The 24,023-nt window shown below is 69.1% G+C and carries 25 protein-coding genes; 15 read left to right on the forward strand and 10 right to left on the reverse strand.

Annotated elements, in window-relative coordinates; all coding sequences use genetic code 11:
- The first annotated feature begins 4 nt into the window (after positions 1 to 4).
- The 7 genes from argS (at position 5) to G369_RS0119105 (ending at position 8,446) form a co-directional block, all read left to right on the forward strand.
- Positions 5 to 1,690, forward strand: a complete 1,686-nt coding sequence (gene argS, locus G369_RS0119075; protein ID WP_019655625.1) for an arginine--tRNA ligase — start codon at positions 5 to 7, stop codon at positions 1,688 to 1,690.
- Positions 1,691 to 1,701: 11 nt separating this feature from the next.
- Positions 1,702 to 2,481: an SPOR domain-containing protein gene (locus tag G369_RS0119080; protein WP_020723165.1), complete on the forward strand. Its 780-nt coding sequence runs from the start codon at positions 1,702 to 1,704 to the stop codon at positions 2,479 to 2,481.
- 156 nt (positions 2,482 to 2,637) lie between these two features.
- Positions 2,638 to 3,285 carry a thiol:disulfide interchange protein DsbA/DsbL gene (locus G369_RS0119085; protein ID WP_019655627.1) on the forward strand — a complete coding sequence of 216 codons (648 nt, stop codon included), beginning with the start codon at positions 2,638 to 2,640 and terminating at the stop codon, positions 3,283 to 3,285.
- Positions 3,286 to 3,484: 199 nt separating this feature from the next.
- The gene (gene lptA, locus G369_RS0119090) at positions 3,485 to 4,201 is read left to right on the forward strand and encodes a lipopolysaccharide transport periplasmic protein LptA (RefSeq protein WP_019655628.1); all 717 of its coding nucleotides are present in this window, start codon (positions 3,485 to 3,487) and stop codon (positions 4,199 to 4,201) included.
- Positions 4,198 to 4,992, forward strand: a complete 795-nt coding sequence (gene lptB / locus G369_RS0119095) for an LPS export ABC transporter ATP-binding protein (protein WP_019655629.1) — start codon at positions 4,198 to 4,200, stop codon at positions 4,990 to 4,992. The genes lptA and lptB overlap by 4 nt, the downstream gene beginning before the upstream one ends.
- 154 nt (positions 4,993 to 5,146) lie before the next feature.
- Positions 5,147 to 6,748 (forward strand): RNA polymerase factor sigma-54, encoded by a 1,602-nt coding sequence (gene rpoN / locus G369_RS0119100; protein ID WP_019655630.1) that lies wholly within the window; start codon positions 5,147 to 5,149, stop codon positions 6,746 to 6,748.
- Positions 6,749 to 6,883: 135 nt separating this feature from the next.
- On the forward strand, positions 6,884 to 8,446 hold the full coding sequence (locus G369_RS0119105) for a phospholipase D family protein (RefSeq protein WP_020723166.1): 1,563 nt from the start codon (positions 6,884 to 6,886) through the stop codon (positions 8,444 to 8,446).
- Positions 8,447 to 8,456: 10 nt separating this feature from the next.
- Here the strand turns inward: G369_RS0119105 and G369_RS0119110 are convergent, their stop codons facing one another.
- The 5 genes from G369_RS0119110 to G369_RS0119130 form a co-directional block, all read right to left on the reverse strand.
- A complete protein-coding gene (locus G369_RS0119110; protein WP_019655632.1) occupies positions 8,457 to 9,104 on the reverse strand; it encodes a LysE family translocator in 648 nt (215 codons plus the stop codon).
- A 49-nt stretch (positions 9,105 to 9,153) separates the two neighbouring features.
- Positions 9,154 to 9,801 (reverse strand): YceI family protein, encoded by a 648-nt coding sequence (locus G369_RS0119115; protein ID WP_019655633.1) that lies wholly within the window; start codon positions 9,799 to 9,801, stop codon positions 9,154 to 9,156.
- Between the two features lie 79 nt (positions 9,802 to 9,880).
- Entirely contained in the window at positions 9,881 to 10,498 is a 618-nt protein-coding gene (locus G369_RS0119120) for a YceI family protein (RefSeq protein WP_038115203.1), read from the reverse strand.
- Positions 10,495 to 11,091 (reverse strand): cytochrome b, encoded by a 597-nt coding sequence (locus tag G369_RS0119125; RefSeq protein WP_026346491.1) that lies wholly within the window; start codon positions 11,089 to 11,091, stop codon positions 10,495 to 10,497. The genes G369_RS0119120 and G369_RS0119125 overlap by 4 nt, the downstream gene beginning before the upstream one ends.
- Positions 11,092 to 11,175: 84 nt before the next feature.
- Positions 11,176 to 13,005: an ATP-binding response regulator gene (locus tag G369_RS0119130; protein ID WP_019655636.1), complete on the reverse strand. Its 1,830-nt coding sequence runs from the start codon at positions 13,003 to 13,005 to the stop codon at positions 11,176 to 11,178.
- 118 nt (positions 13,006 to 13,123) lie between these two features.
- Between G369_RS0119130 and G369_RS0119135 the strand changes: the two genes are divergently transcribed.
- Positions 13,124 to 14,374: a THUMP domain-containing class I SAM-dependent RNA methyltransferase gene (locus G369_RS0119135; RefSeq protein ID WP_019655637.1), complete on the forward strand. Its 1,251-nt coding sequence runs from the start codon at positions 13,124 to 13,126 to the stop codon at positions 14,372 to 14,374.
- Here the strand turns inward: G369_RS0119135 and G369_RS0119140 are convergent.
- Positions 14,360 to 14,827 (reverse strand): surface-adhesin E family protein, encoded by a 468-nt coding sequence (locus G369_RS0119140; protein WP_019655638.1) that lies wholly within the window; start codon positions 14,825 to 14,827, stop codon positions 14,360 to 14,362. The two genes, G369_RS0119135 and G369_RS0119140, sit on opposite strands and share 15 nt — an antisense overlap.
- 118 nt (positions 14,828 to 14,945) lie before the next feature.
- On the opposite strand from G369_RS0119140, the gene G369_RS0119145 reads away from it, so the two are divergent.
- From G369_RS0119145 to G369_RS0119165, 4 genes are all read left to right on the forward strand, one after another.
- Positions 14,946 to 15,374 carry a PIN domain-containing protein gene (locus G369_RS0119145; protein ID WP_019655639.1) on the forward strand — a complete coding sequence of 143 codons (429 nt, stop codon included), beginning with the start codon at positions 14,946 to 14,948 and terminating at the stop codon, positions 15,372 to 15,374.
- A 32-nt stretch (positions 15,375 to 15,406) separates the two neighbouring features.
- A complete protein-coding gene (locus tag G369_RS0119150) occupies positions 15,407 to 16,003 on the forward strand; it encodes a type VI secretion system amidase effector protein Tae4 (protein ID WP_244164351.1) in 597 nt (198 codons plus the stop codon).
- A complete protein-coding gene (locus G369_RS0119155; protein WP_020723168.1) occupies positions 16,000 to 16,245 on the forward strand; it encodes a hypothetical protein in 246 nt (81 codons plus the stop codon). Before G369_RS0119150 ends, G369_RS0119155 begins: the two co-directional genes overlap by 4 nt.
- Before the next feature lie 420 nt (positions 16,246 to 16,665).
- Positions 16,666 to 16,908, forward strand: coding sequence for a hypothetical protein (locus G369_RS0119165; protein ID WP_038115284.1), 243 nt, complete (start codon positions 16,666 to 16,668; stop codon positions 16,906 to 16,908).
- On the opposite strand, the gene G369_RS0119170 is transcribed toward G369_RS0119165, so the two are convergent.
- Both G369_RS0119170 and G369_RS0119175 read right to left on the reverse strand, forming a co-directional pair.
- Positions 16,905 to 17,825, reverse strand: a complete 921-nt coding sequence (locus G369_RS0119170; RefSeq protein WP_019655643.1) for a BUD32 family EKC/KEOPS complex subunit — start codon at positions 17,823 to 17,825, stop codon at positions 16,905 to 16,907. The two genes, G369_RS0119165 and G369_RS0119170, sit on opposite strands and share 4 nt — an antisense overlap.
- On the reverse strand, positions 17,822 to 19,609 hold the full coding sequence (locus G369_RS0119175) for an FMN-binding glutamate synthase family protein (protein ID WP_019655644.1): 1,788 nt from the start codon (positions 19,607 to 19,609) through the stop codon (positions 17,822 to 17,824). Before G369_RS0119175 ends, G369_RS0119170 begins: the two co-directional genes overlap by 4 nt.
- A 58-nt stretch (positions 19,610 to 19,667) precedes the next feature.
- On the opposite strand from G369_RS0119175, the gene G369_RS0119180 reads away from it, so the two are divergent.
- Together G369_RS0119180 and G369_RS0119185 are read left to right on the forward strand one after the other, a co-directional pair.
- Positions 19,668 to 20,459: a YecA/YgfB family protein gene (locus G369_RS0119180; protein ID WP_019655645.1), complete on the forward strand. Its 792-nt coding sequence runs from the start codon at positions 19,668 to 19,670 to the stop codon at positions 20,457 to 20,459.
- Between the two features lie 171 nt (positions 20,460 to 20,630).
- On the forward strand, positions 20,631 to 21,815 hold the full coding sequence (locus tag G369_RS0119185; RefSeq protein ID WP_038115287.1) for an MFS transporter: 1,185 nt from the start codon (positions 20,631 to 20,633) through the stop codon (positions 21,813 to 21,815).
- A 115-nt stretch (positions 21,816 to 21,930) separates the two neighbouring features.
- Here the strand turns inward: G369_RS0119185 and G369_RS0119190 are convergent, their stop codons facing one another.
- Both G369_RS0119190 and G369_RS0119195 read right to left on the reverse strand, forming a co-directional pair.
- Positions 21,931 to 22,251 (reverse strand): GNAT family N-acetyltransferase, encoded by a 321-nt coding sequence (locus G369_RS0119190; protein WP_019655647.1) that lies wholly within the window; start codon positions 22,249 to 22,251, stop codon positions 21,931 to 21,933.
- Positions 22,248 to 22,742, reverse strand: coding sequence for a nuclear transport factor 2 family protein (locus G369_RS0119195; RefSeq protein ID WP_019655648.1), 495 nt, complete (start codon positions 22,740 to 22,742; stop codon positions 22,248 to 22,250). The genes G369_RS0119190 and G369_RS0119195 overlap by 4 nt, the downstream gene beginning before the upstream one ends.
- An 88-nt stretch (positions 22,743 to 22,830) precedes the next feature.
- Here G369_RS0119195 and G369_RS0119200 point away from each other — a divergent pair, with 88 nt between their 5' ends.
- Positions 22,831 to 24,015: an Acg family FMN-binding oxidoreductase gene (locus G369_RS0119200; protein ID WP_038115207.1), complete on the forward strand. Its 1,185-nt coding sequence runs from the start codon at positions 22,831 to 22,833 to the stop codon at positions 24,013 to 24,015.
- Positions 24,016 to 24,023 lie beyond the last annotated feature (8 nt).

Raw genomic sequence — 24,023 nt, forward strand, 5'->3', positions numbered from 1 at the left:
CAGGATGCTATTGGTCAAACAGGAGCTGCTCGCGGCGCTCGCGAACACGCTCGAATCCCTCTCGCCCGGCGCCGGCCCCAAGGCCGCGTTCGAGTCGCCCAAGATGGCCGCGCACGGCGATTTCGCCTGCACGGCAGCCATGCAGCTCGCCAAGCCGCTGGGGCGCAAGCCCCGCGACCTGGGCGAGGAGCTGCGCGCCGCACTGCTCGCGACCCCCGCGTTCGCCCAGTGGGTCAACGCCATCGAGATCGCCGGGCCCGGCTTCCTCAACATCCGCCTGAAGACGGCTGCCAAGCAGCAGATCGTGCGCGAGGTGCTGTCGGCCGGGGATACTTTCGGCCAACAGCCGGCCACCGGCGAGAAGGTGCTGGTGGAGTTCGTCTCGGCCAACCCGACCGGCCCGCTGCACGTGGGCCATGGCCGCCAGGCGGCGCTGGGCGACGCCATCTGCAACCTGCGCGCCTCGCAGGGCGAGAGCGTCTGGCGCGAGTACTACTACAACGACGCCGGCGTGCAGATCCAGACCCTGGCCAACAGCACGCAGCTGCGCGCGCGCGGCTTCAAGCCGGGCGACCCCGAGTGGCCCAGCGGCGAGAAGGCGGCTGCATACAACGGCGACTACATCGCCGACATCGCGGCCGACTTCAAGGCGAAGAAGACCGTCAAGTCGGAAGACCGCGAAGTCACCGCCAGCGGCGACATCGAGGACATCGACGCCATCCGCGAGTTCGCCGTTGCCTACCTGCGCCGCGAGCAGGACCTGGACCTGCAGGCCTTCCGCGTGCGCTTCGACCAGTACTACCTCGAGTCCAGCCTCTACACCAGCGGCCGCGTCGAGGACGCCGTGCGCAAGCTCGTGGCCGCCGGCAAGACCTACGAGCAGGACGGCGCGCTGTGGCTGAAGTCGACCGACTACGGCGACGACAAGGACCGCGTGATGAAGAAGCAGGACGGCACGTACACCTACTTCGTGCCCGACGTCGCCTATCACATCGCCAAGTGGGAGCGCGGCTTCCACAAGGTCATCAACATCCAGGGCACCGACCACCACGGCACCATCGCCCGCGTGCGCGCCGGCCTGCAGGCCGTGGGCGAAGGCATCCCCGAGGGCTACCCCGACTACGTGCTGCACACCATGGTGCGCGTGATGAAGGGCGGCGAGGAGGTCAAGATCAGCAAGCGCGCCGGCAGCTACGTCACGCTGCGCGACCTGATCGAGTGGACCAGCACCGACGCGGTGCGGTTCTTCCTGCTGAGCCGCAAGCCCGACACCGAGTACACCTTCGACGTCGACCTCGCGGTGACGAAGAACAACGACAACCCGGTCTACTACGTGCAGTACGCCCATGCGCGCATCTGCTCGGTGCTGGCCGGCTGGGGCGGCGACGCAACATCGCTGAAGGACGTCGACCTGTCGCCGCTGGAAAGCCCGGCCGCCCAGGCGCTGATGCTGCTGCTGGCCAAGTACCCGGCCATGCTGACGGCCGCCTCGAAGGACTTCGCCCCGCACGACGTGACCTTCTACCTGCGCGAATTGGCCGCCAGCTACCACAGCTACTACGACGCCGAACGCATCCTGGTCGACGACGAGAAGGTGAAGCTGGCCCGCCTGGCTCTGGTCGCCGCGACCGCGCAGGTGCTGCACAATGGCCTCGCGATTCTCGGCGTCAGTGCACCGAGCAAGATGTGAACCCCCTCACCATGAAGAAGACAAGAAGTCAACGCGGCAACATCGTCATCGGCCTGATCATCGGGCTGGTGCTCGGCCTGGGCGTCGCGCTGGGCATCGCGGTCTACGTGACCAAGGTGCCGATCCCGTTCGTGACCAAGACGCAGCGCGGCGGCGCCGAGCAGGACGAGGCCGAGGCCCGCAAGAACCGCGACTGGGACCCGAACGCGCCGCTGGCCGGCAAGGCCGGCGCGCCCAAGCCGGCGACGCCGGCCGCCCCGGCAGGCCCGGTCAACCCGATCACCGGCGAGCCCGCCACCGGCAACACCGCCGCCGCTCCCGGCGGCGCCTCGCCCGGCACCGCGCCGCCGGTGCCCGTGGTGGTGGCGCCCAAGCCGCCGCGTACCGCCCCGGTGCCGGCCGAGGCCAACGCCCTGCCGCCGTCGAACGATCCGCTGGGCGACCTGGCCCGAGCCCGGTCGGGCAGCGTCTCCGGCTCCGGCAGCACGACCACCGCGTCGGCCGCGCCGAGCAGCAGTGGCAGCAACGCCGGCAGCAGCGGCTCCGGCCCCGATCCCTTCATGTACTTCGTGCAGGCCGGCGCCTTCCGCACCACCGAGGATGCCGAGGCCCAGCGCGCCAAGCTGTCGCTCATGGGCGTCGAGGCCAAGGTCACCGAGCGCGAGCAGGCGGGCCGCACCGTCTACCGCGTGCGCGCCGGCCCCTTCAACAAGAAGGACGACGCCGACCGCCTCAAGGAACGGCTGGACGGCGGCGGCATGGATTCGGCGCTGGTCCGCGTGCAGCGCTGAGTCGGCGTCATCCGCCCGGCAACCGACACGAATAGCCCCCAAACTTCGCCGCGCGGCGTTTGCCGCCACCATCCACAGCCTCGGGCGCGCCGGATGCGGGGGAACTCCCCGCCGCGCGCCGGCTCAGTCTGCCGTAATAACTGGAGAGCTCTTTCAATGAAACGTCGTGACTTTTCGCTGGCCGCCACCTCGCTCGGGCTGCTGTCCCTGGGCGTCAACCCGGCCCACGCCCAGGCGCGTGTGCCCAAGGCCGGCTCCGAGTACCTGGTGCTCGACAAGCGCGTGCCGGTCGACGCGCCCGCCGGCAAGGTCGAGGTGGTCGAGTTCTTCTCGTACAACTGCCCGCACTGCAACGACTTCGAGCCGTCGCTGGAGGCCTGGCTCAAGACGATCCCGAAGGAAGTCTCCTTCCGCCGCATTCCCGTCCCCTTCGTGGGCAACGACGTCGAGGCCAAGCAGCGCCTGTATTACACGCTCGAAGCCATGGGCAAGGTCGACGAGTACCAGCCGAAGGTGTTCAACGCGATCCACGCGCAGCGCCAGAACGTGAACGGCGACGCCAACATCATCGCCTGGGCCACCGCCAACGGCCTGGACGCCGCCAAGTTCAAGGAAACCTTCACCTCCTTCGGCGTGGCCAGCAAGGCCAAGCGCGCCTCGCAGCTGACCGACGCCTACAAGGTGGCGGGCGTGCCGGCGATGGCCGTGGCCGGCCGCTGGTATGTCGACGGCGAGACCGCCGGCAACATGACCAAGGTGCTTCAGGTCGTGAACTATCTCATCGGCGAGGCCAAGAAGGGCTGACCCCCAGGCTTCGCGCACTTCGTGTCGCGCGCCTTCCCCCTTGCAGGGGGCAACACCGGCGGCCCGGTGAAGCCGGTTCCGCGGTGTTCGGGCATGAAGCCGGGAAGAAAGTCAAGCCCGCCTAGGCGGGCTTTTTCATCTGTGCGGGCGGGGCAGGAGCACGCAGCCGCATACAATGCCGAGCAAGTTTCGTGCCTCTATGACATTGCACTCTCACCCCACCACCTCCTTCCTGCGTCGCATCGGCCGGCTGGCCGCCGGCGCCCTGTTGCTGGCAGGCCTCGCGTCGGGCGCCGTGGCCGAGACCGCCGACCGCTCCAAGCCGATGAACATCGAGTCGGACGCGATGCGCTACGACGACCTGAAGCAGACCAGCGTGTTCACCGGCAACGTTCTGGTGACGAAGGGCACGATCATCATCCGCGGCGCGCGGCTGGATGTGCGCCAGGACGCCGAGGGCTACCAGTACGGCGTGGTCACCGCGGCGCCCGGCAAGCGGGCCTACTACAAGCAGAAGCGCAATGCGCCCGACGAGTGGATCGAGGGCGAGTCGGAAGTCATCGAGTACGACAGCCGCGCCGACAACGTCAAGTTCATCCGCAACGCCGTCATGCGCCGCCTGCTGGGCGCCACGCCCAACGACGAGAGCCAGGGCGCGCTGATCGTCTACGACCAGAGCAACGACACCTACACCGTCAACGGCTCGACCGTGCCGCCGAACACCGCCGTCAACGCCTCGGCCCCTGGCGGCCGCGTCCGGACCATCCTCACTCCCAAGGCCGCCACCGCGCCGGCCCCGGGCGCTCCGGCTCCGGCCGGCGGTGCCAAGGCCCCTGCGCCGGCGCCCACCCCGGCTCCCGGCGCCGGCCTGCGCCCGAGCACCACGCTCAGTGACCAGGGAGACACGCGCAAGTGATCGAATCCGCAGGAACCCAGGACGCCAGCGGCACACCGGGCAGCCGCCTGGTCGCGCGCGGCCTGAAGAAGAGCTACGGCAGCCGCACCGTCGTGAAGGACGTCTCGCTCGACGTGCAGAAGGGCGAAGTCGTCGGGCTGCTCGGGCCGAATGGCGCGGGCAAGACCACCTCGTTCTACATGATCGTGGGGCTGGTGCGCGCCGACGCCGGCGACATCTCCATCGACGGCGAGCCGATCGCGCACATGCCGATCCACCGCCGCGCCCGCATGGGGCTGAGCTACCTGCCGCAGGAAGCCTCGATCTTCCGCAAGCTCACGGTCGAGGAGAACGTGCGCGCCGTGCTCGAGCTCCAGAGCGAGCCCGACGCGAAAGGCAGGCTGGTTCCCCTGTCGAAGGAGCACATCGAGGAGCGCCTGACCGACCTGCTGGTCGACCTGCGCGTCGACCACCTGCGCGATTCGCCCGCGATGGCGCTGTCGGGCGGCGAGCGCCGCCGCGTCGAGATTGCGCGCGCCCTGGCCACGCAGCCGCGCTTCATTCTTCTGGACGAGCCCTTCGCCGGCATCGACCCGATCGCGGTGATCGAGATCCAGCGCATCATCAGCTTCCTGAAGGAGCGCGGCATCGGCGTGCTCATCACCGACCACAACGTGCGCGAGACGCTGGGCATCTGCGACCACGCTTTCATCATCAGCGACGGGCACGTGCTGGCACAAGGCACGCCTTCGGAGATCGTCGACAACGCTGAGGTACGCAGGGTGTACCTGGGCGAGCACTTCCGGATGTGATCATGTTGCGAGGGTCAACGGCAAGCGTGATCGCCATGCGCGTGGAGCCCCTTCGCGAGGGCTGGTGTGCACGGCCGCCCGAAGCGGCCGGCCCGCTCCCGGCAGGGAGCTGGCGTGGCGCGCGGCGTGCTGCCTCGGGGGGAGCCGTCTTCTCATGAAGCAGGGGTTGTCCCTTCGCGTTTCGCAGCACCTGGCGCTCACGCCGCAGCTGCAGCAGTCGATCAGGCTGCTCCAACTCTCCACGCTCGAGCTGAGCCAGGAAGTGGAGCAGATGCTCGACGAGAACCCGTTCCTGGAGCGCACCGCCGAGGAGGCCGTGCGCGAGGAATTCGGGCTCGACACCGCCGACGCGCCGGTCCCTCGAGATGACGGCGGCGATGGCACCGACGGCGAGGGCGACTTCGCCCCCTCGGCCGCGAGCAGCAGCAGCGCGACTTCTTCCACGGAAGGCACGGCAGTCGCCGACGCCGACGGCCCCGCCGCCGAGATCGCCGAGCGCGAGCCCGACTGGGAAGGCGACGGCACCGTCGACATGGCGCCCGACGACAGCGAATGGGGCAGCGACGCGCCCGCGCGCCAGAACAACGCCGGCGACGACGAGCGCGCAGATGCCACCGAGCTCGCGCGCAGCCAGGAGTCGCTGCAGTCCTTCCTGCACCGCCAGGCACTGAGCCTGCGGCTCAACGAGAGCGACAGCGCCGCGCTGCGCTTCCTCATCGAATCGCTCAACGAGGATGGCTACCTCGAAGACTCGCTGCCCGCGCTGGCCTCGGGCCTGGCGGGCGACGACAACGACGAATTCGACGACCTCGTGCACCACTTCCAGGTAGCGCTGGGCCTGCTGCAGAGCCTGGAGCCTGCCGGCGTCGGCGCGCGCGACCTCGGCGAATGCCTGAGCATCCAGCTGCGCGCCATGGCGAGCGACGACGAGACCGAGGAAGAGGAACTGGTCCGCAAGACGGCGCTGGCCATCTGCAAGCAGCCCATGGAGCTGCTCGCGCGCCGCGACTTCAAGCGCCTGGCCACGCTCACCCGCAGCAGCGAGGAGCTGGTGCGCTCGGCGCTGCAGGTCATCGCGCGGCTGGAGCCCAAGCCGGGCCGGCGCTTCGTCGACGTGGAGCGCAACGTCATCGTGCCCGACGTGATCGTCACCAAGACCGGCCGCGGCACCAACGTGAAGTTCCGCGTGATGCTCAACCCCGACGTGATGCCGCGCCTGCGCGTGCACGACATCTATGCCGGCGCGCTGAAGTCGCACAAGGGCGAGGGCAGCCAGGCGCTGTCGCAGCGGCTGCAGGAGGCGCGCTGGTTCATCAAGAACATCCAGCAGCGCTTCGACACCATCCTGCGCGTGAGCAACGCCATCGTCGAGCGGCAGAAGAGCTACTTCGTGCACGGCGAACTCGCCATGCGCCCGCTGGTGCTGCGCGAGATCGCCGACGAGCTGGGCCTGCACGAATCGACCATCTCGCGCGTGACCACCGCCAAGTACATGGCCACGCCCTTCGGCACGGTCGAGCTCAAGTACTTCTTCGGCTCGGCGCTCGGCACCGAGACCGGCGGCAACGCGTCGAGCACCGCGGTGCGCGCGCTCATCAAGCAGTTCGTCGGCTCCGAGAGCGTGAAGAAGCCGCTGTCGGACAGCCAGATCTCCGAGATGCTGAAGGAGCAGGGCATCGAGTGCGCGCGCCGCACCGTCGCCAAGTACCGCGAGGCGCTGCGCATCGCGCCCGCCAACCTGCGCAAAGCCTTGTAACTGGCACACCCCCAGGCTATGCGCACTTCGTGTCGCTTCGCCAACCCCCTTGCAGGGGGCAACACCTGCGGACCGGCGGAGCCGGTTCCGCGGTGTTCCTGGAATGGGCTCGCGTGGCGTTGGACGGTGGCTGCGGTGTTTGCCCTGCTCGTGCTGCTTGTCACGGGCTGCGCCACGCTGCCCGACGAGGCCCCGCGCCCGCCCACCAAGACCATCGCCGTCTCGGCCGACACGGCGCTCGGCAGGATCGCGCTGGCCTCCCAGCCCGACCCCGACCTGAGCGGCTTCCGCCTGATGCCCGGCGGCGACTTCGCCTTCGACACCCGCATCCAGCTCGCGCGCCGCGCGCAGCGCACGCTGGACGTGCAGTACTACCAGATCGAGAACGACGAGACCGGCCGCTACCTGCTGCGCACCCTGCGCGACGCCGCCCAGCGCGGGGTGCGCGTGCGGCTCTTGATGGACGACCTCTACACCTCCGGCGAGGACGAGCTGCTGCTGGGCCTGGCCGCCACGCCCAACGTGGAGCTGCGCCTGTTCAACCCTTTCCCGGCAGGCCGCGGCAGCCTGCTGAAGCGCTTCACCGCCTCGCTCTTCGACTTCAGCCGCGTCAACCGCCGCATGCACAACAAGCTGTTCATCGCCGATGGCGCGATGGCCGTGGCGGGCGGGCGCAACATTGGCAACCAGTACTTCAGGCGCACCTCGGGCGAGAACTTCATCGACCTCGACACCTTCGTCACCGGCGCGCTGGTCCCGCGCCTGGGCAGCCTGTTCGACCAGTACTGGAACAGCGTCTACGTGCGGCCTATCCAGTCGGTGGTGGGCAGCAGCCTCTCGCGCGAGGAGCTTCAGCAGCGCTTCGAGCTCGCCACCGGCCCTGAGACCACGCCCCCGCCGCCCAAGCCCGCCCCCAACGACCTGCTGGGCTACAGCCCGATGGCCGAGGACCTGGACGCCGGCAAGCTCGGCCTGATCTGGACCACCGCCGAAGCCTATGCTGATTCGCCCGAGCGCGTGATCGGTAAGACCGCCTCGTATGGCGGCGTGCCGCTGCTGGACGTCGACAGCGTGCGCTACAACGTGGTCGAGCAGATGCGGCGCGCGCGTTCGGAAGTGACGATCGTCTCGCCCTACCTGATCCCCGGCGCCTCGGGGCTGGAGGTGATGCGCGAGATCCGAGGGCGCAACGTGAAGATCAGCGTGGTCACCAACTCGCTCGCCGCCACCGACGAGCCGCTGGTGCACACCGCCTACCGCCGCTACCGGCCCGACATGCTCAAGCTGGGCGCCGACCTCTACGAACTGAGCACCAACCGCACCCGCAGCAGCGTGAGGCTGGGCCTCTTCGGCACCTCGGTGGGCAGGCTGCATGCCAAGTCGGCGGTGATCGACCGGCGCATTCTCTTCGTCGGCTCGATGAACTTCGACCCGCGCTCGGAAACGCACAACACCGAGATCGGCCTTTTCATCCGCAGCCCCGAGATGGCCCAGCAGGCGCTGAAGCTCATCGACGTGCTCAAGCAGCAGGGCGCCTATAGGCTGCGCTTCGCCGAGGGCAGCAACGAGTCGCGCATCGAATGGGTCAGCGACGATGCGGGCAAGCTCACGGTGCTGACCGAGGAGCCCGATTCCCGCTTCTGGGACCGGACCATGCTCGAGATACTGGCCCCGCTGACGCCGGAGAGCCTCCTGTAGCCGCGCAGCCTCAGGTGCCGCGCACGGCCGACCACACGAGCCGCAGGCCCAGCAGTCCCATCACGCCGCCTGCCGCCCGGTCGATCCAGACCTTGTAGCGCAGGTAGGCCGAACGCGGCGCCGCCGACGAGAGCGCCAGCGCCACGATCGAATACCAGCCCGCCTCGATGCAGAAGATGACCGCCGGCACGGCGAGCGCCAGCACCAGCGGCACCTCGCGCGGCAGGAAGGCCGCGAAGATGCTCGCGTAGACCACGGCGGTCTTCGGGTTGCTCACCTGCGTGGCCAGGCCCAGCAGGAAGGTGCGCCTGCCGCGTCCCTGCAGGCGCTGCGCCGGATCGCCGGCCTCCTGCGCCACGGCCAGCGGCTGCCGCGCGCCGCGCCAGATGCGCACGCCCAGGTACACGAGGTACGCTCCGCCGAGCCCCTTGATCGCCAGGTAGAGCGCCGGCACCGCGAGGAACGCCGCCTGCAGCCCCGCCAGCGCCGCGATCGCGAAGACCAGCCCGCCCGCGCCCATGCCGAGCGCGGCGGCGAGGCCGTCGGCGCGCGAGGTCACCGCGGTGCGTGCCACCATCACGAAGCTGGGGCCCGGGCTCATCGCGCCCACGGTCATGGCGCCGGCGATGCCGAGCAGGGCGAGGGTGGTGTCGATCATGGCCGTGTCTCCTTCTTTTCGTTCTGCTTCTTCGTACGGCGCGAGGCCGTCACTGCACGTTGACCGCCTCGACCTGCACCAGCAGCTTCACCTTGTTCTCGAAGCCGAAGTTCAGGCCCCAGGTGATGCCCCAGTCGCTGCGCTCCACGGTGGTCTCGAAGTCGCCGCCGCACACCTGGCGGTTGATCAGCGGGCTCAGGTAGCAGTTGAAGCGCACGGCCTTCAGCGTCACCGGGCGGGTCTGGCCCATCAGCGTGAGCCTGCCGGGCACGTCGACCACCTTGTCGCCGGAGAAGTCGATGCGGTCGGCCACGAAGCGGCCGGTCGGAAACTCGGCCACGTTGAAGAAGTCCTTGCTCTGCACGTGTCGGTTGAGCAGGTCGACGCCGGTGTTGATGGAGCTGATGTCCATCGTGATGTCGACCTTGCCGCTGGTGCCGGTGCCGTCGATCTGCACCGAGCCGTCCTTGGTGCTGAAGCGGCCGCGGTTGGTGGTGGTGCCGTAGTGGCCCATCTCGTACATGACGAAGGTGTGGGTCGGGTCGATCACGTAGTTGGCGTTCCTGGCCGGACCGCCTGCGGGCTTGGCGGCGGCGGCCGGCGCGAATTCCGATGGCAGCTGCACTTGTTGTTGTGCGTTGGCGATGCCGGTGAATGCGGCGGCCGACAGGGCCGCGGCGAGGAGGAGCTTTTTCATGGCGTTGTCTGTCTGAGTCATGAAAGAGAGGAAAGAAGAAATCCGGAATGTCCGCGCGAGGAAGGATGGGGCTGCGGCTTCACGGCGGCCCGAGCCCCGAGAGGGTGAACCTGAAGCGCACCTGCACCTCGTTGCCGACCACCGAGGTGTCGGTCCATTCGCCTTCGCCCACCTTGTAGTCGAGCCGCTGGATCGTAAGGCTTCCGGTGGCCACCGAGTAGTTGCTCCCCGGCGCCGGCGCGATGCTGACCGGCACCGTCACCTGCCTGGCGACGCCCTTGATGGTGAGCTTGCCCGCCATCTCGAACCTGCCTTCGCCCAGCGCCTTGATGGCGCTCGACTGGAAGCTCGCCTGCGGAAAGTGCGCGGCGTCGAACCAGGGCTGCTTGGGCAGCTCGGCGTCGCTCATCGGCACGCCGAAACCGGCGCTGGCGGTGTCGATCTGCAGCGCGACGCTGCCGCCATCGGGCTTCTTCGGGTCGAAGGCCACCTGCGCGTCGAACTTCCTGAAGCTGCCTTCCACGGGCACGCCCATCTGCCTGGTGACGAACACGATCTGGCTCTTGTCGGCGACCAGCTTCGCGGCGGGGGGCGCGGCCGGGCCGGCGCCGGCCGGCAATGCCGCCACAAGCGCCAGCAGCGGGGGAAGAAGCCGCGAAAGACCGCGGCAAAGAAGGCGGGAAGGAAGTGAGTTCATGATCCGGCAGATTCCTGTCGTGGCCCCGGCCACATCCGTTTGAGCAGACCGTCGCGGTCGATCCAGTGGTGCTTGAGCGCCGCCGCCACGTGCAGCAGCGTGATGCCCGCGAGCGCGAAGGCGCAGTTGCGATGCAGCGGCTGCAGCACCGCCTCGGCAAGATCGTGATCGACGGCCATGAAGTCGGGCAGCGCCAGCACCCCGAACCACGAGACCGGCATGCCCATGGCCGAGCTGTAGGCCCATCCGGACAGCGGCACGGCGAAGAACAGCAGGTACATCAGCGTGTGGCTGATCCGAGAGCCGGCCTTCTGCAGGCCCGGCATGTCCGCCGGCAGCGCGGGCGGCCGGTGCCCGAGCCGCCACAGCAGCCGCAGCGCCGACAGCGCGAGGATGGTCACGCCCGCCCACTTGTGCCAGTTGTAGACCTTCAGCCGCAGCGGCGAGAACGGCAGTCCCGTCATGTAGAGCCCCACGCCGAAGGAACCGACGATCAATACAGCCAGCAGCCAGTGCAGCGCGATCGCGAACGGGTCGTAGCGCAGGCGGGGCGCACCGGCGGCAGGAGAGGGGGCGGGCATGTCGGTGGACATCGGGGGCAGGGCGGCAGCCTGTGCGCGGAGCATATCCCGAAGCACGGAGCACGCGTTGTGCCAGATCGCACCGCTGCGGCGGCCTCAGCCGTGCGCCCGTTGCTGTTGCGGTAGCTGCTGCTGTTGCTGCTGTGCGCGCAGCAGCATGCGCTGCAGCTCCTGCGGCTGCACCGGCTTACGCAGCGCATGCCAGCCGCGTTCGGCCGCCAGCCGCTGCGTCGCCTCGTTGATGTCGGCCGAGATCAGCGCGATCGTGAGCGAGGGCTTCTGCCGCTGCAGCCTTTCGGCCAGCGCGATGCCGTCGAGCGTGCCGGGCAGGCGGATGTCGCACAGGGCAGCGTCGAGCGCTTGCAGGTCGGCCAGCGCCAGCGCCTCGGCCGCGCTGGCGTAGACGCGCGGCTCGACCTCCCACTGCCGCAGCAGCGCGGTGAGGCTGTCGGCCACCACCGCGTTGTCTTCCACCACCAGCACGGCGAGGCCGGGACGCAGCGGGCTGGCCGCATCGGCATCGGCCCTGTCGTTGTCTGGCACGCTGGGCGACGGGGCCGCCACCGCTCCCTCGGGCGCGGCCGGCAGCTCGAAGCCGAACACCGAGCCCCGCCCGGGCGCCGAGCGCAGCGTCACCTCGATGCCCAGGTGCGCCGCCAGCCGCCGAACGATCGCCAGCCCCAGGCCGTGGCCGCGCTGCAGGTTGCGTTCGACGTTGCCGATCTGCTCGAAGTCGTCGAACACGCGCTGCTGGGCCTCGGCCGCAATGCCGATGCCGCTGTCGCGCACCTCCACGCGCCAGGCGCGCCCGGTGTCGCGGCTGCGTTCCCGCACCGCCAGCAGCACGCGCCCTCGCGGCGTGAACTTGACCGCGTTGTCGACCAGGTTGGCGAGCACGCGGCGCAGCGAGACGGCGTCGCTCCAGGCGAGGGCATCCGGCGGGCAGCGCACCAGCACCCGGCCCTCGCCCGCCTGCCGCGCCAGTTCGTGCAGCAGCGGCGCCAGCGCGACGCTGGATGGGCGCAGCGGATCGACCGCGGCCTCGATCCTGCCGATTTCCAGCAGCTGGTTGGTCAGCCCCTCCAGCGCCTGCTGGGCGCGGGCCAGGGAGCCCACCGTGCGCTGCACCGCCTCGATGCCGGCGCCGCTGTCCAGCTGCTGGCGCAGCACCTCGGCCTGCAGGCCGATGGCCATCACCGGCTGGCGCAGGTCGTGGTTGGCGGCCGAGAAGAAGCGCAGCCGCTCGGCCTGCGCCTGCTCGGAGTCGCGCAGGCCGGCCAGGGCCTGTTCGCGCAGGCGGTGCTCGTTGAGCCGCAGGCCGATGTTCTCCTCGAGCTGGCGCGAGCGCTCGGCCACCAGCTTCCACATCATCGCGGTCAGGCCGATGCCGATGACGGCCACCGCAGCCATCACCGGCGCCCCCAGCCAGAGGCCGACGACGATGATCGGCGCCAGCAGGAGCGTGATGGCCAGCTGCGTGGCCGGCGTGTAGAACGACACCGAGAAGGCCGACGACAGCGTCATGCCCATGACGATCAGGCCCAGCAGCAGCTGCAGGTCGGCGCGGGTGGGGTCGAACAGCAGCACGCCGGCCAGGCCGTGCGCCAGCTCCCAGACGGCGGTGCGCAGCGTGTGCGTGCGCTGGGCCTCGCGCAGGGTGGCGGGCGTGAAGGGCTCCGGCAGCCGCTGCGGGAAGAAGCCGCGCATCACCGTCACCCCGGTGATCAGCGCGATCCACACCAGCGCGCGCGCCAGCGACACCTGCCAGGCGAAGAGCGCCGCCACGCCGCAGTTCAGAAGGTACTGCGCCAGCAGCACCGGGCCGATGGGGCGGATCGACAGCCGCAGCACCTCGCACTGGATCGCGAAGCGGTCGCCGCTGCCGGAGGCGGCCGGTGCGGGCGAAGGGGCGGGGGTGGGAGTCATCGGCGAATCGACTATATAGAGAAGGCCCGTGACGCGGCGACAATGGAAGAGAAGGCCCGTGACGCGGCGACAATGGAGTCCCCTAGTCGGGCTTCGGGCTCCCCGGTGCCAGTTTTCCGTGAACGATCTCTCCTTCTTCCTGCCTTGCGCCGCCGGCGTCGAGGAATTCCTCGCCCAGGAGGTGCACGCCCTGACCGGCCGCGCCGGGCAAGACCTGCTCTCCCTGCGCGGCGGCGTGCGCGTGCGCGCCGGCTGGCGCGACGGCCTCAAGCTCAACCTGCACAGCCGCCTCGCGCAGCGCGTGCTGGTCGAGCTGGCCCACGGGCCCTATCGCAGCGAGAACGACCTCTATGCGCTCGCCAGCGGCGTGGCCTGGGAGATCTGGTTCACGCCCAAGCAGACCTTCAAGATCGAAACCACCGCCCAGCACAGCCCGCTGCAGAGCCTGAACTTCGCCACCCTGCGCATCAAGGACGCCATCGCCGACCGCTTCCGCGCCAAGGCCAACGGCGTGCGCCCGAGCATCGAGACCCAGTGGCCCGACTGCCGCGTGTTCGCCCACCTGACCACCGACACCTGCACGCTCTACATCGACACCAGCGGCGAGCCGCTCTTCAAGCGCGGCTGGCGACAGGACAAGGGCGACGCCCCGCTGAAGGAAACCCTGGCCGCCGCCATGCTCGCTGCCAGCGGCTGGTGGAACCCCGAGACCGGTGAAGTCTCGGGCCAGCCGCTGTACGACCCCTGCTGCGGCAGCGGCACCATCGCCATCGAGGCGGCGCAGATCGCGCGCGGCATCGCGGCCGGATCGCTGCGGCGCTTCGGCTTCGAGAAGCTGCTGCCGTTCCAGGCGCATGTCTGGTCGGCGATCAGGCAGGAGGCCACGGACTCCGAGCGGGCCGTGGCCGGCGGCGGCACCCCGGTGTTCGGCTCCGACGTGTCGCACCGCATGGTCGACTTCGCCCAGCGCAACGCCGAGCGCGCCGGCGTGGCGCAGGGCGTCGAGTTCCGCGGCGGCGATGCCCTGCAGCGCATGCCGCCCGTGGAGGGCGGCGGCGTGATCATGCTCAATCCGCCGTACGGCGAGCGCATCGCCGTGGGCGGCGTCGCTGGCGCAGGGGGAGGAGGCCGCCCTGGCGCGCGCGAGGCCGCGCAGTCCACCGAGGGCGACGGCGGCGACTTCTTCCCGCAGCTCGCCACCCACTGGAAGAAGAACTACGCCGGCTGGACCGCCTGGGTGCTCACGCCCGACCTGAAGCTGCCGAAGCTGATGCGGCTGAAGGAATCGCGCCGCGTGCCGATGTGGAACGGGCCCATCGAATGCCGCCTGTTCCGCTTCGACATGGTCGCGGGCTCAGCGCGGAAGTGATTCGCCGCCAGCGCCCTCGGACCTGGGCGCCTGCTTCGGCCGCACGGCGCACGCCGCATTGACCGTGCGCGCGGCCAGTTCGGCAGGCGCGCCGGGCAGCGTTACCGGGCGAACGTCGCCTTCCTCGAAATGCTTCACCTGGACCGCTTCACCCACGAAATTGGGCAGCGAGAAGTAGCTTGCGCTCACATAGCGGGCGCTGCGGGCGTCGCAATCGACCATGGCGACGCCCTGGAAAGAGCGGAACCTGACGCCGTCACGGTTGAGGCGGCCTTCGCTCAGATTCATGCGCAGCGCCACGGTGCGGTACGAGCCGTCCACCTCGATGCTGCTCGGGTCGACCTGTACATAGCTGCTGGCGGCGTCCCCGGGCGTGCCCGTGAGGGTCAGCCACTCGGCCCGGACACCCGCCGAGGCGAGCAGGACAAGGCAAAGCAGCGGTATTCGTTTCATGAAGGAAGGCGTGGTCGAAGAAGGGTGTGTCCAGGAGGGTATTTTCGCGTACCGGGCCGACATGGACCTGACGCCGACCTTGTATGGTGCAACATCGGCGGCGTTTCCTGAACATTCCATGACGTTGACAGAACCCGGCCCCGTCGTCATCGACACCAACATCGCGCTCGACCTGCTGGTCTTCGAAGACCCCGCCTGGGCCCCGCTGGCCGCCCGGCTGGCTGCCGGCGAGCTGTGCTGGCTCGCCACTGCCGCCATGCGCATCGAACTGGAGCGCGTGCTGGGCTACCCGCTGATCGCCCGGCGCATGGCCCAGCGCGAACTGCAGCTGCCCGCGGTGCTCGCCGATTTCGACGCGCGCGTGCGCATGCTCGAAGGCAGGCCGCCGCGCGCGCCCTGCGTATGCAGCGACCCCGACGACCAGGTCTTCATCGATCTCGCCGTGGCGCACAAGGCCCTGCTGCTGAGCAAGGACCGGGCGGTGCTGTCGATGAAGAAGCGTCTCGCGCTGCGCGGGGTGGTGGTGCAGGCGGCGTACGGCGGCTAGCGGCGACGTTGGTTCTTGGCGTCAGGAATCAATTGACAACCTTTCCATCGCCGGGATTTCTGGAAGCGGCTCTATATTTTTCAGAAGGGCGAGGGGTTGCGGTGATGGCATCGCAGGCTTCTGCTTGCCTCGACCAACTGGAACTCATGCAGCCATCCTTCGCGACCCTCTGGGCGAACCATCCGACGATCAAGGGAGACGACGCCTTGCTGGACAAGGACGTCTACAAGGATCAATGTGCCATCAACGTGGGCGCGGCGTTCATCCGCTCAAGCCTGAGCCTCGGCAGCTTTCCGGGCGTCTATTCCTGGCAGAAGGACAGGCCGAAGTACCCGATCAGGGCCCAGGAGCTGGCGAACTGGCTGGACTCGGGCAAGGCCGGTCTGATGTCTCGCACCGAGAAGTACTCGGGCAAGGATGGGTTCGAGAAAATCGCCGGGCGCACAGGGATCGTGTTCATCCAGAACTACTGGGGCGAGGGGCGGCAGGGTGACCACATCGACCTCTGGAATGGTTCGCGGATGACGAAGCGGTCTTCGTGGTTTCTGATTCAGTGGCACATCTCATGGGAAGGAGTGTTGACCGACATGCGCCAAGCACAAGCCATATGGTTCTGGCCTGTCTTATGAAACTACTTGCTCGAGTGCTCTGCATCGTAGCCGGCGCGCTGGCGCTCAGCTTTCTCGTTGCGGTATGCGTGCTCATCCCTGCGGGGCAATGGTACGAAGTGAATCGGGCTCGGAGTTTCGACGACCTGTCTGATGTCTATGCACTCTCGCTTGCTGTCCAGGCGATTGCCGCCGCCATCGGCGGCTGGCTCGGCGATCGGCTGTTTCGCAAGTGGCGTAAGAGACAGTCCGACCGCAAATAGAGCCTCTGCCAAGCGTCGCCCCCGCAACTCATATGACTCCGGGATATCAATCGAAAATTCTGCTTCGCCTCATTGGCATCGTGTTGGGCGGACTCGAACTCGGCTTTGTTGTGACCAAGGGGCTCCTCGTACCCATTGGCCACTGGTACGAAATGAACAAGGCTCAAAGTGAGAGCGATCTGACGCAAGCCTTCGCAATTGCCCTTGCAATACAAGTCCTTTGTCTCGTCGCTGGGGGTTGGCTTGGCGATTGGTTGGTTCGCAAATGGCTGAAGAAACGAGCCGATCGGCAATAGCCGTCTTGGCGCTCCGGTTGCTTTGGGGCCTTGCAAGAAGGCTGCCGCGTCGCTGCCAGTTTCCATATGTCGAATGGCGCTCGGCGACACCCCGCCCCGTGGGCAGCTTCTTCCGAATCGCGTCATGAGCCCTGCAATCCGAGTGCTTTTCATCGTTGCCGGAGCGGGCATGCTCGGGCTCTTCTTCTACAAGCTCATCGGCCCGGTGGGCCATTGGTACGAACTCAACTTCGCGAAGAATGACGACGACTTGAGTCGCGCGTATATGGTTGCGCTTGCCATCCAGCTTGGCGCATTGCCCGCTGGAGGCTGGCTCGGCGACCGGCTGTTCCGCAAGTGGCGGCAGAAGCGCCTCGGCCGCCGCTAGTGCTGCACCCCATTGGCAGACTGCAGATGCCACCGCCCCAGCAGCCGCGCCACCGCCCGCACGCGCTGCGTGTCGCGCCCCCAGCGACGGCTGGCCGGCAGCTTCTGCGCCCACTTCATGCGCCTCGCGGCGTTGGCGATGCGCTCGCGCACCTCTTCGCCCACGCCGGCCAGGGCCGCGTGCCAGTGCTGGCCGGCGGCCTGCGGGGCCGCGGCCTCGAGCATCATGGCGGTCGAGTGCAGGTAGCTGAGCCAGTCGCGGGCCTGGCATTCGGCCAGGGTCATGACCTCGGCGGGGTCGTCCTCGAAGTCGATGTAGCCGATCACGCCGTCGGGGCACTGCACGAGGTTGCGGTCGAAGGCCTGGCTCAGGTGCTGTCCGCACACGTGCACGGCGGCGATGGCTGCGAGGCCCTCGCGCCATACCGACAGCAGCGCGGCGGGGCCGGCGGCCGCGGCCTGGTCGAGCCGCTCCTGCAGCACGACCGTCGCGCGGCCGCTTTCGCCGAGGTCGGAGATCAGCAGGCCGTCGGGCTGCTGTGCGAGCACCACGGGAACGCGCAGGCCTGCCGCCGCGAGCTGCTTGAGGCGGCGCGCCTCGGTGGCGATGGCGGCCTCGCCGCCGGGGTTGGGCACGGGCTTGATGATGTCCAGGCGCGCCATGCGTGCGACCGCCGCCATCACGCGGTAGCCCCACTTGCCGTGGCGCGGGCCGGCCTTCTTGAGCCACACGCGCTCGCTGCCGAAGCGGTGGCTGGCCACGTTCTTCTTCTGCTGCGGCAGGGTGATGCGCAGGAACTCCGCGTAGTCGCCGGGCGCGGGCGGGTTCGGGGAGACTGCGTCGAGGGGCGCGGGCGCCGAAGCTGCGCCCTTGCGCGATTGCAGGCGCCGGCCGGCGCCTCTACTCAGTGGATTCATGCGGCCATTGCAAAGCCCTCCACCAGCCCTTTCGGGCCCTGGGTGACGGGCTGGAAACTCTCTGCACTGGCCAGCGGCCAGTAGGTACGGAAGACATTGTGCTGCTCGTCGAGCGGGCCGAGCAACGCGCCCGGCTGCACCTGCATCACCAGGTTGCTCAGCAGGCGCACCTCGGTGTCGGAGATGCGGCGCACGATGTGATGTGCGGTGATCTGCTGCGGATGGTCGAGGCCTGCGGCCTGCACCAGCTCCTGCAGCGCATGCAGCGTGCTGCGGTGGAAGTTGTGCACCCGCTCGGCCTTGGTCGGCACCACCAGCGCCTTCTGGCGCAGCGGGTCCTGCGTGGTCACGCCCGTGGGGCAGTGGCCGGTGTGGCAGCTCTGCGCCTGGATGCAGCCCAGGGCCATCATGAAGCCGCGCGCGGCGTTGCACCAGTCGGCGCCCAGCGCCATCATGCGTGCCACGTCGAAGGCGGTGATCACCTTGGCGGCGCAGCCGATCTTGATGCGGTGCCGCAGGTTCACGCCCACCAGCGTGTTGTGCACCAGCAGCAGGCCTTCCTGCAGCGGCGCGCCCACGTGGTCGCTGAACTCGACCGGCGCCGCGCCGGTGCCGCCCTCGGCGCCGTCGACCACGATGAAGTCGGGCGTGATGCCGGTGGCCTGCATCGCCTTGACGATGCCGAACCATTCCCACGGATGGCCCAGGCAGAACTTGAAGCCGGTGGGCTTGCCGCCCGAGAGCTCGCGCAGCCTGGCGACGAAATGCATCATCTCGGTCGGCGTGGAGAAGGCGCTGTGCGAGGCCGGCGAGATGCAGTCCACGCCCACCGGCACGCCGCGCGCGGCCGCGATCTCGGGCGTGACCTTGGGGGCCGGCAGCACGCCGCCGTGGCCGGGCTTGGCGCCCTGGCTCAGCTTGATCTCGATCATCTTCACCTGCGGGTCGCGCGCATTGGCGGTGAAGCGCTCCTCGCTGAAGCTGCCGTCGTCGTTGCGGCAGCCGAAGTAGCCCGAGCCGATCTCCCAGATCAGGTCGCCGCCGTGCACGCGATGGTGCTGCGAAATCGAGCCTTCGCCGGTGTCGTGCGCGAAGCCGCCCATCTTCGCGCCCTTGTTGAGCGCGAGGATCGCGTTGGCCGACAGCGCACCGAAGCTCATGGCCGAGATGTTGAAAACGCTCGCGCTGTAGGGCTGGGTGCAAGGATGGTTGGCCCCCCTGCTCGCCACTGCGTGTGCTTCGCCACCCCCCGACGGGGAGGCTCGGCCGCCTTGGGGCGGCCCGGCGTCGGCCGGTTGCGCCGGATTCGCACCCCCCGGCTGCTGCGTGCCGCCGATCACGATGCGGAAGTCGTGGCCCGCCAGCTTCGTCGGGCGCATCGAATGGTTGATCCACTCGTAGCCCGCGAGGGTCACGTCCAGCTGCGTGCCGAAGGGGCGGTTGTCGGGGTCGCCCTTGGCGCGCTGGTACACCAGCGAGCGCTGGGCGCGCGAGAAGGGCGCGGCCTCGGAGTCGCTCTCGATGAAGTACTGCCGCATCTCGGGCCGGATGAACTCCAGCAGAAAGCGCAGGTGCCCGATCACCGGATAGTTGCGCAGGATGGCGTGCCGGGCCTGCCGCAGGTCGTGCACGCCGGTACCTGCGAGTACCGCAAATACTACCACGCCGATCCAGGCCAGCCAGAGATGCGGCGAGACCAGCACGAAGGCCAGGCAGGCCACCAGACCGACCACGCACAGGGCGAAAGCGCTGTAGCGCGTCGGAAACGGAATAATCGTGGGCATAGAAGAAATAGTCTCGGCCGCGGCCTGCTGCATCATAGAGGGCTGCCCCGAACTTGCCATGACGACCATTCCCGACCCCATTTCGCCCCCCGACAGCACCCCCGCAGCCCGCACCCCCCTCGGTCCCGACGATTTCGACGCCCTCGACCAGGCCCTCGACGCCATGCGCGAGCACGACGAGGAAATCCCCCAGTGGGAGTTCTGCGAAGGCTTCATGGCCGCCCTGATCTGCACCCGCCGGCCCATCATGCCGTCCGAATACTGGCCCGTGCTCCTGGGCGAGAACTTCTCGTCCGCCCAGCACATGGAGTTCGTCTGGAACTGGAAGCGCCGCTGGATCGAGATCGAGGAAGGCCTCGACGCTCCCGTCGAATCGCTTGACGACGAGCGCAGCTGGCAGCCCGAGGTGCTCGACACCCGCGGCGCCATCGCCTCGCTGCCGGAGGAGGAGCGCGCCGAAGTGGCCGGCGAGGCCATTCCTTCCTTCGCCCAGGTCTGGGCGCTGGGCTTCATGTACGCCGTGGAGAACTGGCCCGAAGACTGGGCCGAGCCGCGCGACAAGGACGCCGCGCGCATGCTGAACGACGCGCTCGACAACATCGTCGCCCTCACCGAGGACGACACCGGCAAGCCCGTGCTGTCGATGTACAGCGACGACGCCCCGCCCAGCGTGAGCCAGCAGCGGCTCGACGATTTCGGCGCCGCCATCTGGGCGGTGTACGACCTGCGCCAGCTCTGGAAGAGCCTCGGGCCCAAGGCCGAGACGATCCGCAAGCAACCCGAGCCGGGCCGCAACGACCCCTGCCCCTGCGGCAGCGGCAAGAAATACAAGAAGTGCCACGGTGAGTGACTTGGCTCACCCCCGGCTTCGCGCACTTCGTGTCGCTTCGCCAACCCCCTTCCAGGGGGCAATACCTGCGGGCCGGCGAAGCCGGTTCCGCGGTATTCCTGAATGAACTCCGATGCGCCGCTGCCGCCGCCTCCGGCCGCCGAGCCGCTGACGCCGCGCGCGGCCTGGGCGATGGTCCTGGCGCTGTGCGCCGGGGTCGCGCTGAGCCAGGCGTTCCGCACGGTGGGCGCCATCATGGCAAGTCCGCTGCAGGCCGATTTCCATCTTTCCGCACAGGCCCTCGGGATCTTCTCGGGGGCTTTTCATTTCGCGTTCGGCGCGATGCAGCTCTTCATGGGCATCGGCATCGACCTGCACGGCGTGCGCCGCACGGTGCTGGTGGCCTTTCCGGTCGCGATCGCGGGCGCGCTGCTGTCGGCGGTGTCGTCCAGCTACCTGATGCTGGTGGCGGGGCAGGCGCTGATCGGCGTGGGCTGCGCGCCGGCCTTCCTGGTGTGCACGGTGTTCATCGCGCGGCACTTTCCGGCGGCGCGCTTCGCCACCGTGTCGGGCATGGTGCTGGCCATCGGCGGCGTGGGCATGCTGGTCACCGGCACGCCGCTGGCGTGGCTGGTGCAGGCGTACTCATGGCGCGCGGGCTTCCTGGTGCTGGCTCTCGCTGCGGCGCTGGCGTGGCTGGCGATCTGGTTCTGGGTGCACGAGCCCGCCGTGGCTTCCGACGGCAGGCGGGAGTCGATCCCCGAGGCGATCCGCCAGTTCGGCGCGCTCTTCGCGATGCCGCACACGCTCGGCATCATGGTGCTGGGCGCCGTCACGTATGCGGCCTTCATCTCGCTGCGCGGCCTCTGGCTGGGGCCGCTGATGATGGAGCGCCACGGCTACTCGCTGGTGCAGAGCGGCAACGTGGCGCTGGCGGTGTCGGTGATCTCGCTCGTCGGCGCGCCGCTCTTCGGCCGCCTCGACCGCGAAGACGCCGCTTCGCGCCGCCGCTGGATCACGGTCTGCTGCCTCGGCTATGCGGGACTCTTCGCGCTGATCGCCGTGCTGCACTCGGCATGGCTCGACATCGCCGGCATGGTGCTGATCGGCGTGCTCTCGGGCTTCATCGTCTGGCAGTACGCCGACGTGCGCGGCGCCTATCCGGCCACGCTCACCGGCCGCGCGATGGCCGTGTTCACGATGGCGATGTTCCTCGGCGTGGCGCTCATGCAGTGGGGCACCGGCGTGGCCGCATCGATTGCAGCGGCGCACGGCGCCGACCCGCTGACAGCCGTGCTGGGCACGATCGCTGCGCTGCTGCTGGCGGGCATCGCCGCCTTCGCCTGGTTGCCCGCGCCGAAGAACACCCAAGCCTGATCAAGGAACACCGCGGAACCGGCTTTGCCGGGCCGCTGGTGTTGCCCCCGGAAGGGGGTTGGCGAAGCGACACGAAGTGCGCGAAGCCTGGGGGCGAGCCACGTTCAAATCACGTTCAAATCTTGAAGGCGCGCTGGATATCGGGTCGCACCAGGTCGGCGTACTCGCGATGCTTGCGGATGTAGCCTGCGATGAACTGGCACACCGGAATCACGTGCAGCCCCTTGGCGCGCGCCTCTCCGAGCACGTGCTTCGCGATGCCCGAGCCCACGCCCTTGCCCTCGAATTCGGGCAGCACCTCCGTGTGGGTGAACATGATCGCGTCGGTCAGCAGGTTGTATTCGGCATAGCCGGCCAGCTTGCCGTCGAGGGTGGCCTCGTAGCGGTGCTGCGCTTCGTTGTTGGAGAGGGCGAGGGCGGTGTCGTTGGTGCTCATGGCTGTCGTGCGAGAAAGGTTGCGAGGTTGGCTGCGGCGGTGGCGCGCACCTTCTTGCGCAGCATCGGCGACCAGCCGAGCAGCAGGCCCGGCGCACCGAGCGCCTGGCGCGACCAGGTCCAGAAGGGGAAGCTGTCGCGGTGCGTGGCGATCAGCCCGTCGGGCGTGAAGGTGAAGCGTGCGTCGATGCTGTTGTCGACGATGCGCCCGGTGGCGGTGAAGCGGTAGTGCGCGTCCCAGTGGGCGCTGCCGGTGCTGTCGTCGGCCTTCACGTCGCGCCAGGTGAGCTTCCACACGTCGGCGCCCTTGGCCTTGGTGCCGCCGGCCAGCATGCGCCACATGCCGCCCACTTCGCGGCGCCCGCGCAGCGAGAAGGCCTCGTCGTCGAACACCGCGTCGGGCGCGTAGCAGGCTTCCATGGCGGGGGCGTCCAGCCGGGCGAAGGCGCTGTAGAAGCGCTCGATGGTCTGTGCGTTGGTGGCTGCGGTCATGGAAGGCTCATGGTTGTTGGGTTCCTCGGGGCGGTCGGCGGAGCTTAAGCCATTGTTAACTGTTGGCGCCCTTTCGATAATCCGCGCGATGGATGAGCGCAGAAACTTCGTGCGGCTGCTGGGAGGCGGCGTCGTCATGGCAGCGGGTGCGGCCGCGCTGGCGACCTGGTGGCTGAACTCGGAAGTGCCGCCGGCAGCGCTGGAGATATGGAACGGCCCCGGCGACGAGCCCGACCTGCGCAGGCGCGCCATCGCCTACGCCGTCACCGCACCCACCGCCTACAACCGCCAGCCCTGGCTGGTCGACCTGCGCGAGCCCGACGCCATCGTGGTGTATTGCGACCGCGAGCGCGTGCAGCCCGAGAGCGACCCCTTCGGCCGCCAGGTGGTCATCGGCCATGGCGCCTTCATCGAACTGCTGGTGATGGCGCTGGCCCACCACGGCGTGCAGGCCAGCGTGCAGCTGTGGCCTCAAGGAGAGCTGACCGGCGAGCCGGTGCGATGGCCGCACATCCCGGTGGCGCGGTTGCGGCTGGCAGGCGGCGGCGTGCCCGATCCGCTGTTCGCGCAGGTGCTGCGGCGGCGCACGCCCAAGCAGCGCTTCGACCTCATGCGGCCGGTGTCCGCGGATGTCCTGCAGGGCCTGTCCTCGATGGTGCCCGCGGGCGGCATCGTGAATTCGGCCGGCACGGTGGACACGGCGCGCGTGCTCGCGCTGCGCAAGCTCTGCGCGGAGGCGGCACGCGTGGAGCTCACCACGCCCGGCACCGCGATGGAAAACCTGCGGCTGCTGCGCGTCGGCCCGCAGGAGATCCTCGCGCACCGCGACGGCCTCTCGCTCAACGACCCGGCGCTGCGCGTGGCCGTGGCACTGGGCCGGTTCGACCGCAGCGGGCCCGCGCCGGAGGACAGCCTGGCCTTCCGCCGGACGCTGCAGCTCTACGAGGACCAGGCCAACACCGCCATGGGCTTCATCTGGCTCAGCACGCGCGGCAACAGCCGCACCGAGCAGATCGCGGCAGGCCGCACCTACGTGCGCCAGCAGCTGCGCGCCACCGACCTGGGCCTGGGCATGCACCCGATGAGCCAGCCTCTGGAGGAGTTCGCCGAGATGGCGCCGCACCACGCCGCCGCGCACCACATGCTGCTGGGCGTTGCGCCGCCGCGAGACAGGCACAGCACCACGCTGCAGATGATGTGCCGCGTCGGCTACCCGATGGCGCCGGTGCCGCCCGCGCCGCGCCGGCCGCTGGGCGACTTCATGGCGGCCTGAGCTGCGCG

It is taken from the genome of Variovorax atrisoli 110B, from assembly GCF_000382045.1.
GTDB classification, from domain to species: Bacteria; Pseudomonadota; Gammaproteobacteria; order Burkholderiales; family Burkholderiaceae_C; genus Variovorax; species Variovorax atrisoli.

Coding starts and splice junctions, on each gene's coding strand:
- argS (WP_019655625.1), top strand. CDS start 5: ATGCTATTGGTCAAACAGGAGCTGCTCGCGGCGCTCGCGAACACGCTC.
- G369_RS0119080 (WP_020723165.1), top strand. CDS start 1,702: ATGAAGAAGACAAGAAGTCAACGCGGCAACATCGTCATCGGCCTGATC.
- G369_RS0119085 (WP_019655627.1), top strand. CDS start 2,638: ATGAAACGTCGTGACTTTTCGCTGGCCGCCACCTCGCTCGGGCTGCTG.
- lptA (WP_019655628.1), top strand. CDS start 3,485: ATGACATTGCACTCTCACCCCACCACCTCCTTCCTGCGTCGCATCGGC.
- rpoN (WP_019655630.1), top strand. CDS start 5,147: ATGAAGCAGGGGTTGTCCCTTCGCGTTTCGCAGCACCTGGCGCTCACG.
- G369_RS0119110 (WP_019655632.1), bottom strand. CDS start 9,104: ATGATCGACACCACCCTCGCCCTGCTCGGCATCGCCGGCGCCATGACC.
- G369_RS0119115 (WP_019655633.1), bottom strand. CDS start 9,801: ATGAAAAAGCTCCTCCTCGCCGCGGCCCTGTCGGCCGCCGCATTCACC.
- G369_RS0119120 (WP_038115203.1), bottom strand. CDS start 10,498: ATGAACTCACTTCCTTCCCGCCTTCTTTGCCGCGGTCTTTCGCGGCTT.
- G369_RS0119125 (WP_026346491.1), bottom strand. CDS start 11,091: ATGTCCACCGACATGCCCGCCCCCTCTCCTGCCGCCGGTGCGCCCCGC.
- G369_RS0119130 (WP_019655636.1), bottom strand. CDS start 13,005: ATGACTCCCACCCCCGCCCCTTCGCCCGCACCGGCCGCCTCCGGCAGC.
- G369_RS0119140 (WP_019655638.1), bottom strand. CDS start 14,827: ATGAAACGAATACCGCTGCTTTGCCTTGTCCTGCTCGCCTCGGCGGGT.
- G369_RS0119145 (WP_019655639.1), top strand. CDS start 14,946: ATGACGTTGACAGAACCCGGCCCCGTCGTCATCGACACCAACATCGCG.
- G369_RS0119155 (WP_020723168.1), top strand. CDS start 16,000: ATGAAACTACTTGCTCGAGTGCTCTGCATCGTAGCCGGCGCGCTGGCG.
- G369_RS0119165 (WP_038115284.1), top strand. CDS start 16,666: ATGAGCCCTGCAATCCGAGTGCTTTTCATCGTTGCCGGAGCGGGCATG.
- G369_RS0119170 (WP_019655643.1), bottom strand. CDS start 17,825: ATGAATCCACTGAGTAGAGGCGCCGGCCGGCGCCTGCAATCGCGCAAG.
- G369_RS0119175 (WP_019655644.1), bottom strand. CDS start 19,609: ATGCCCACGATTATTCCGTTTCCGACGCGCTACAGCGCTTTCGCCCTG.
- G369_RS0119180 (WP_019655645.1), top strand. CDS start 19,668: ATGACGACCATTCCCGACCCCATTTCGCCCCCCGACAGCACCCCCGCA.
- G369_RS0119185 (WP_038115287.1), top strand. CDS start 20,631: ATGGTCCTGGCGCTGTGCGCCGGGGTCGCGCTGAGCCAGGCGTTCCGC.
- G369_RS0119190 (WP_019655647.1), bottom strand. CDS start 22,251: ATGAGCACCAACGACACCGCCCTCGCCCTCTCCAACAACGAAGCGCAG.
- G369_RS0119195 (WP_019655648.1), bottom strand. CDS start 22,742: ATGACCGCAGCCACCAACGCACAGACCATCGAGCGCTTCTACAGCGCC.
- G369_RS0119200 (WP_038115207.1), top strand. CDS start 22,831: ATGGATGAGCGCAGAAACTTCGTGCGGCTGCTGGGAGGCGGCGTCGTC.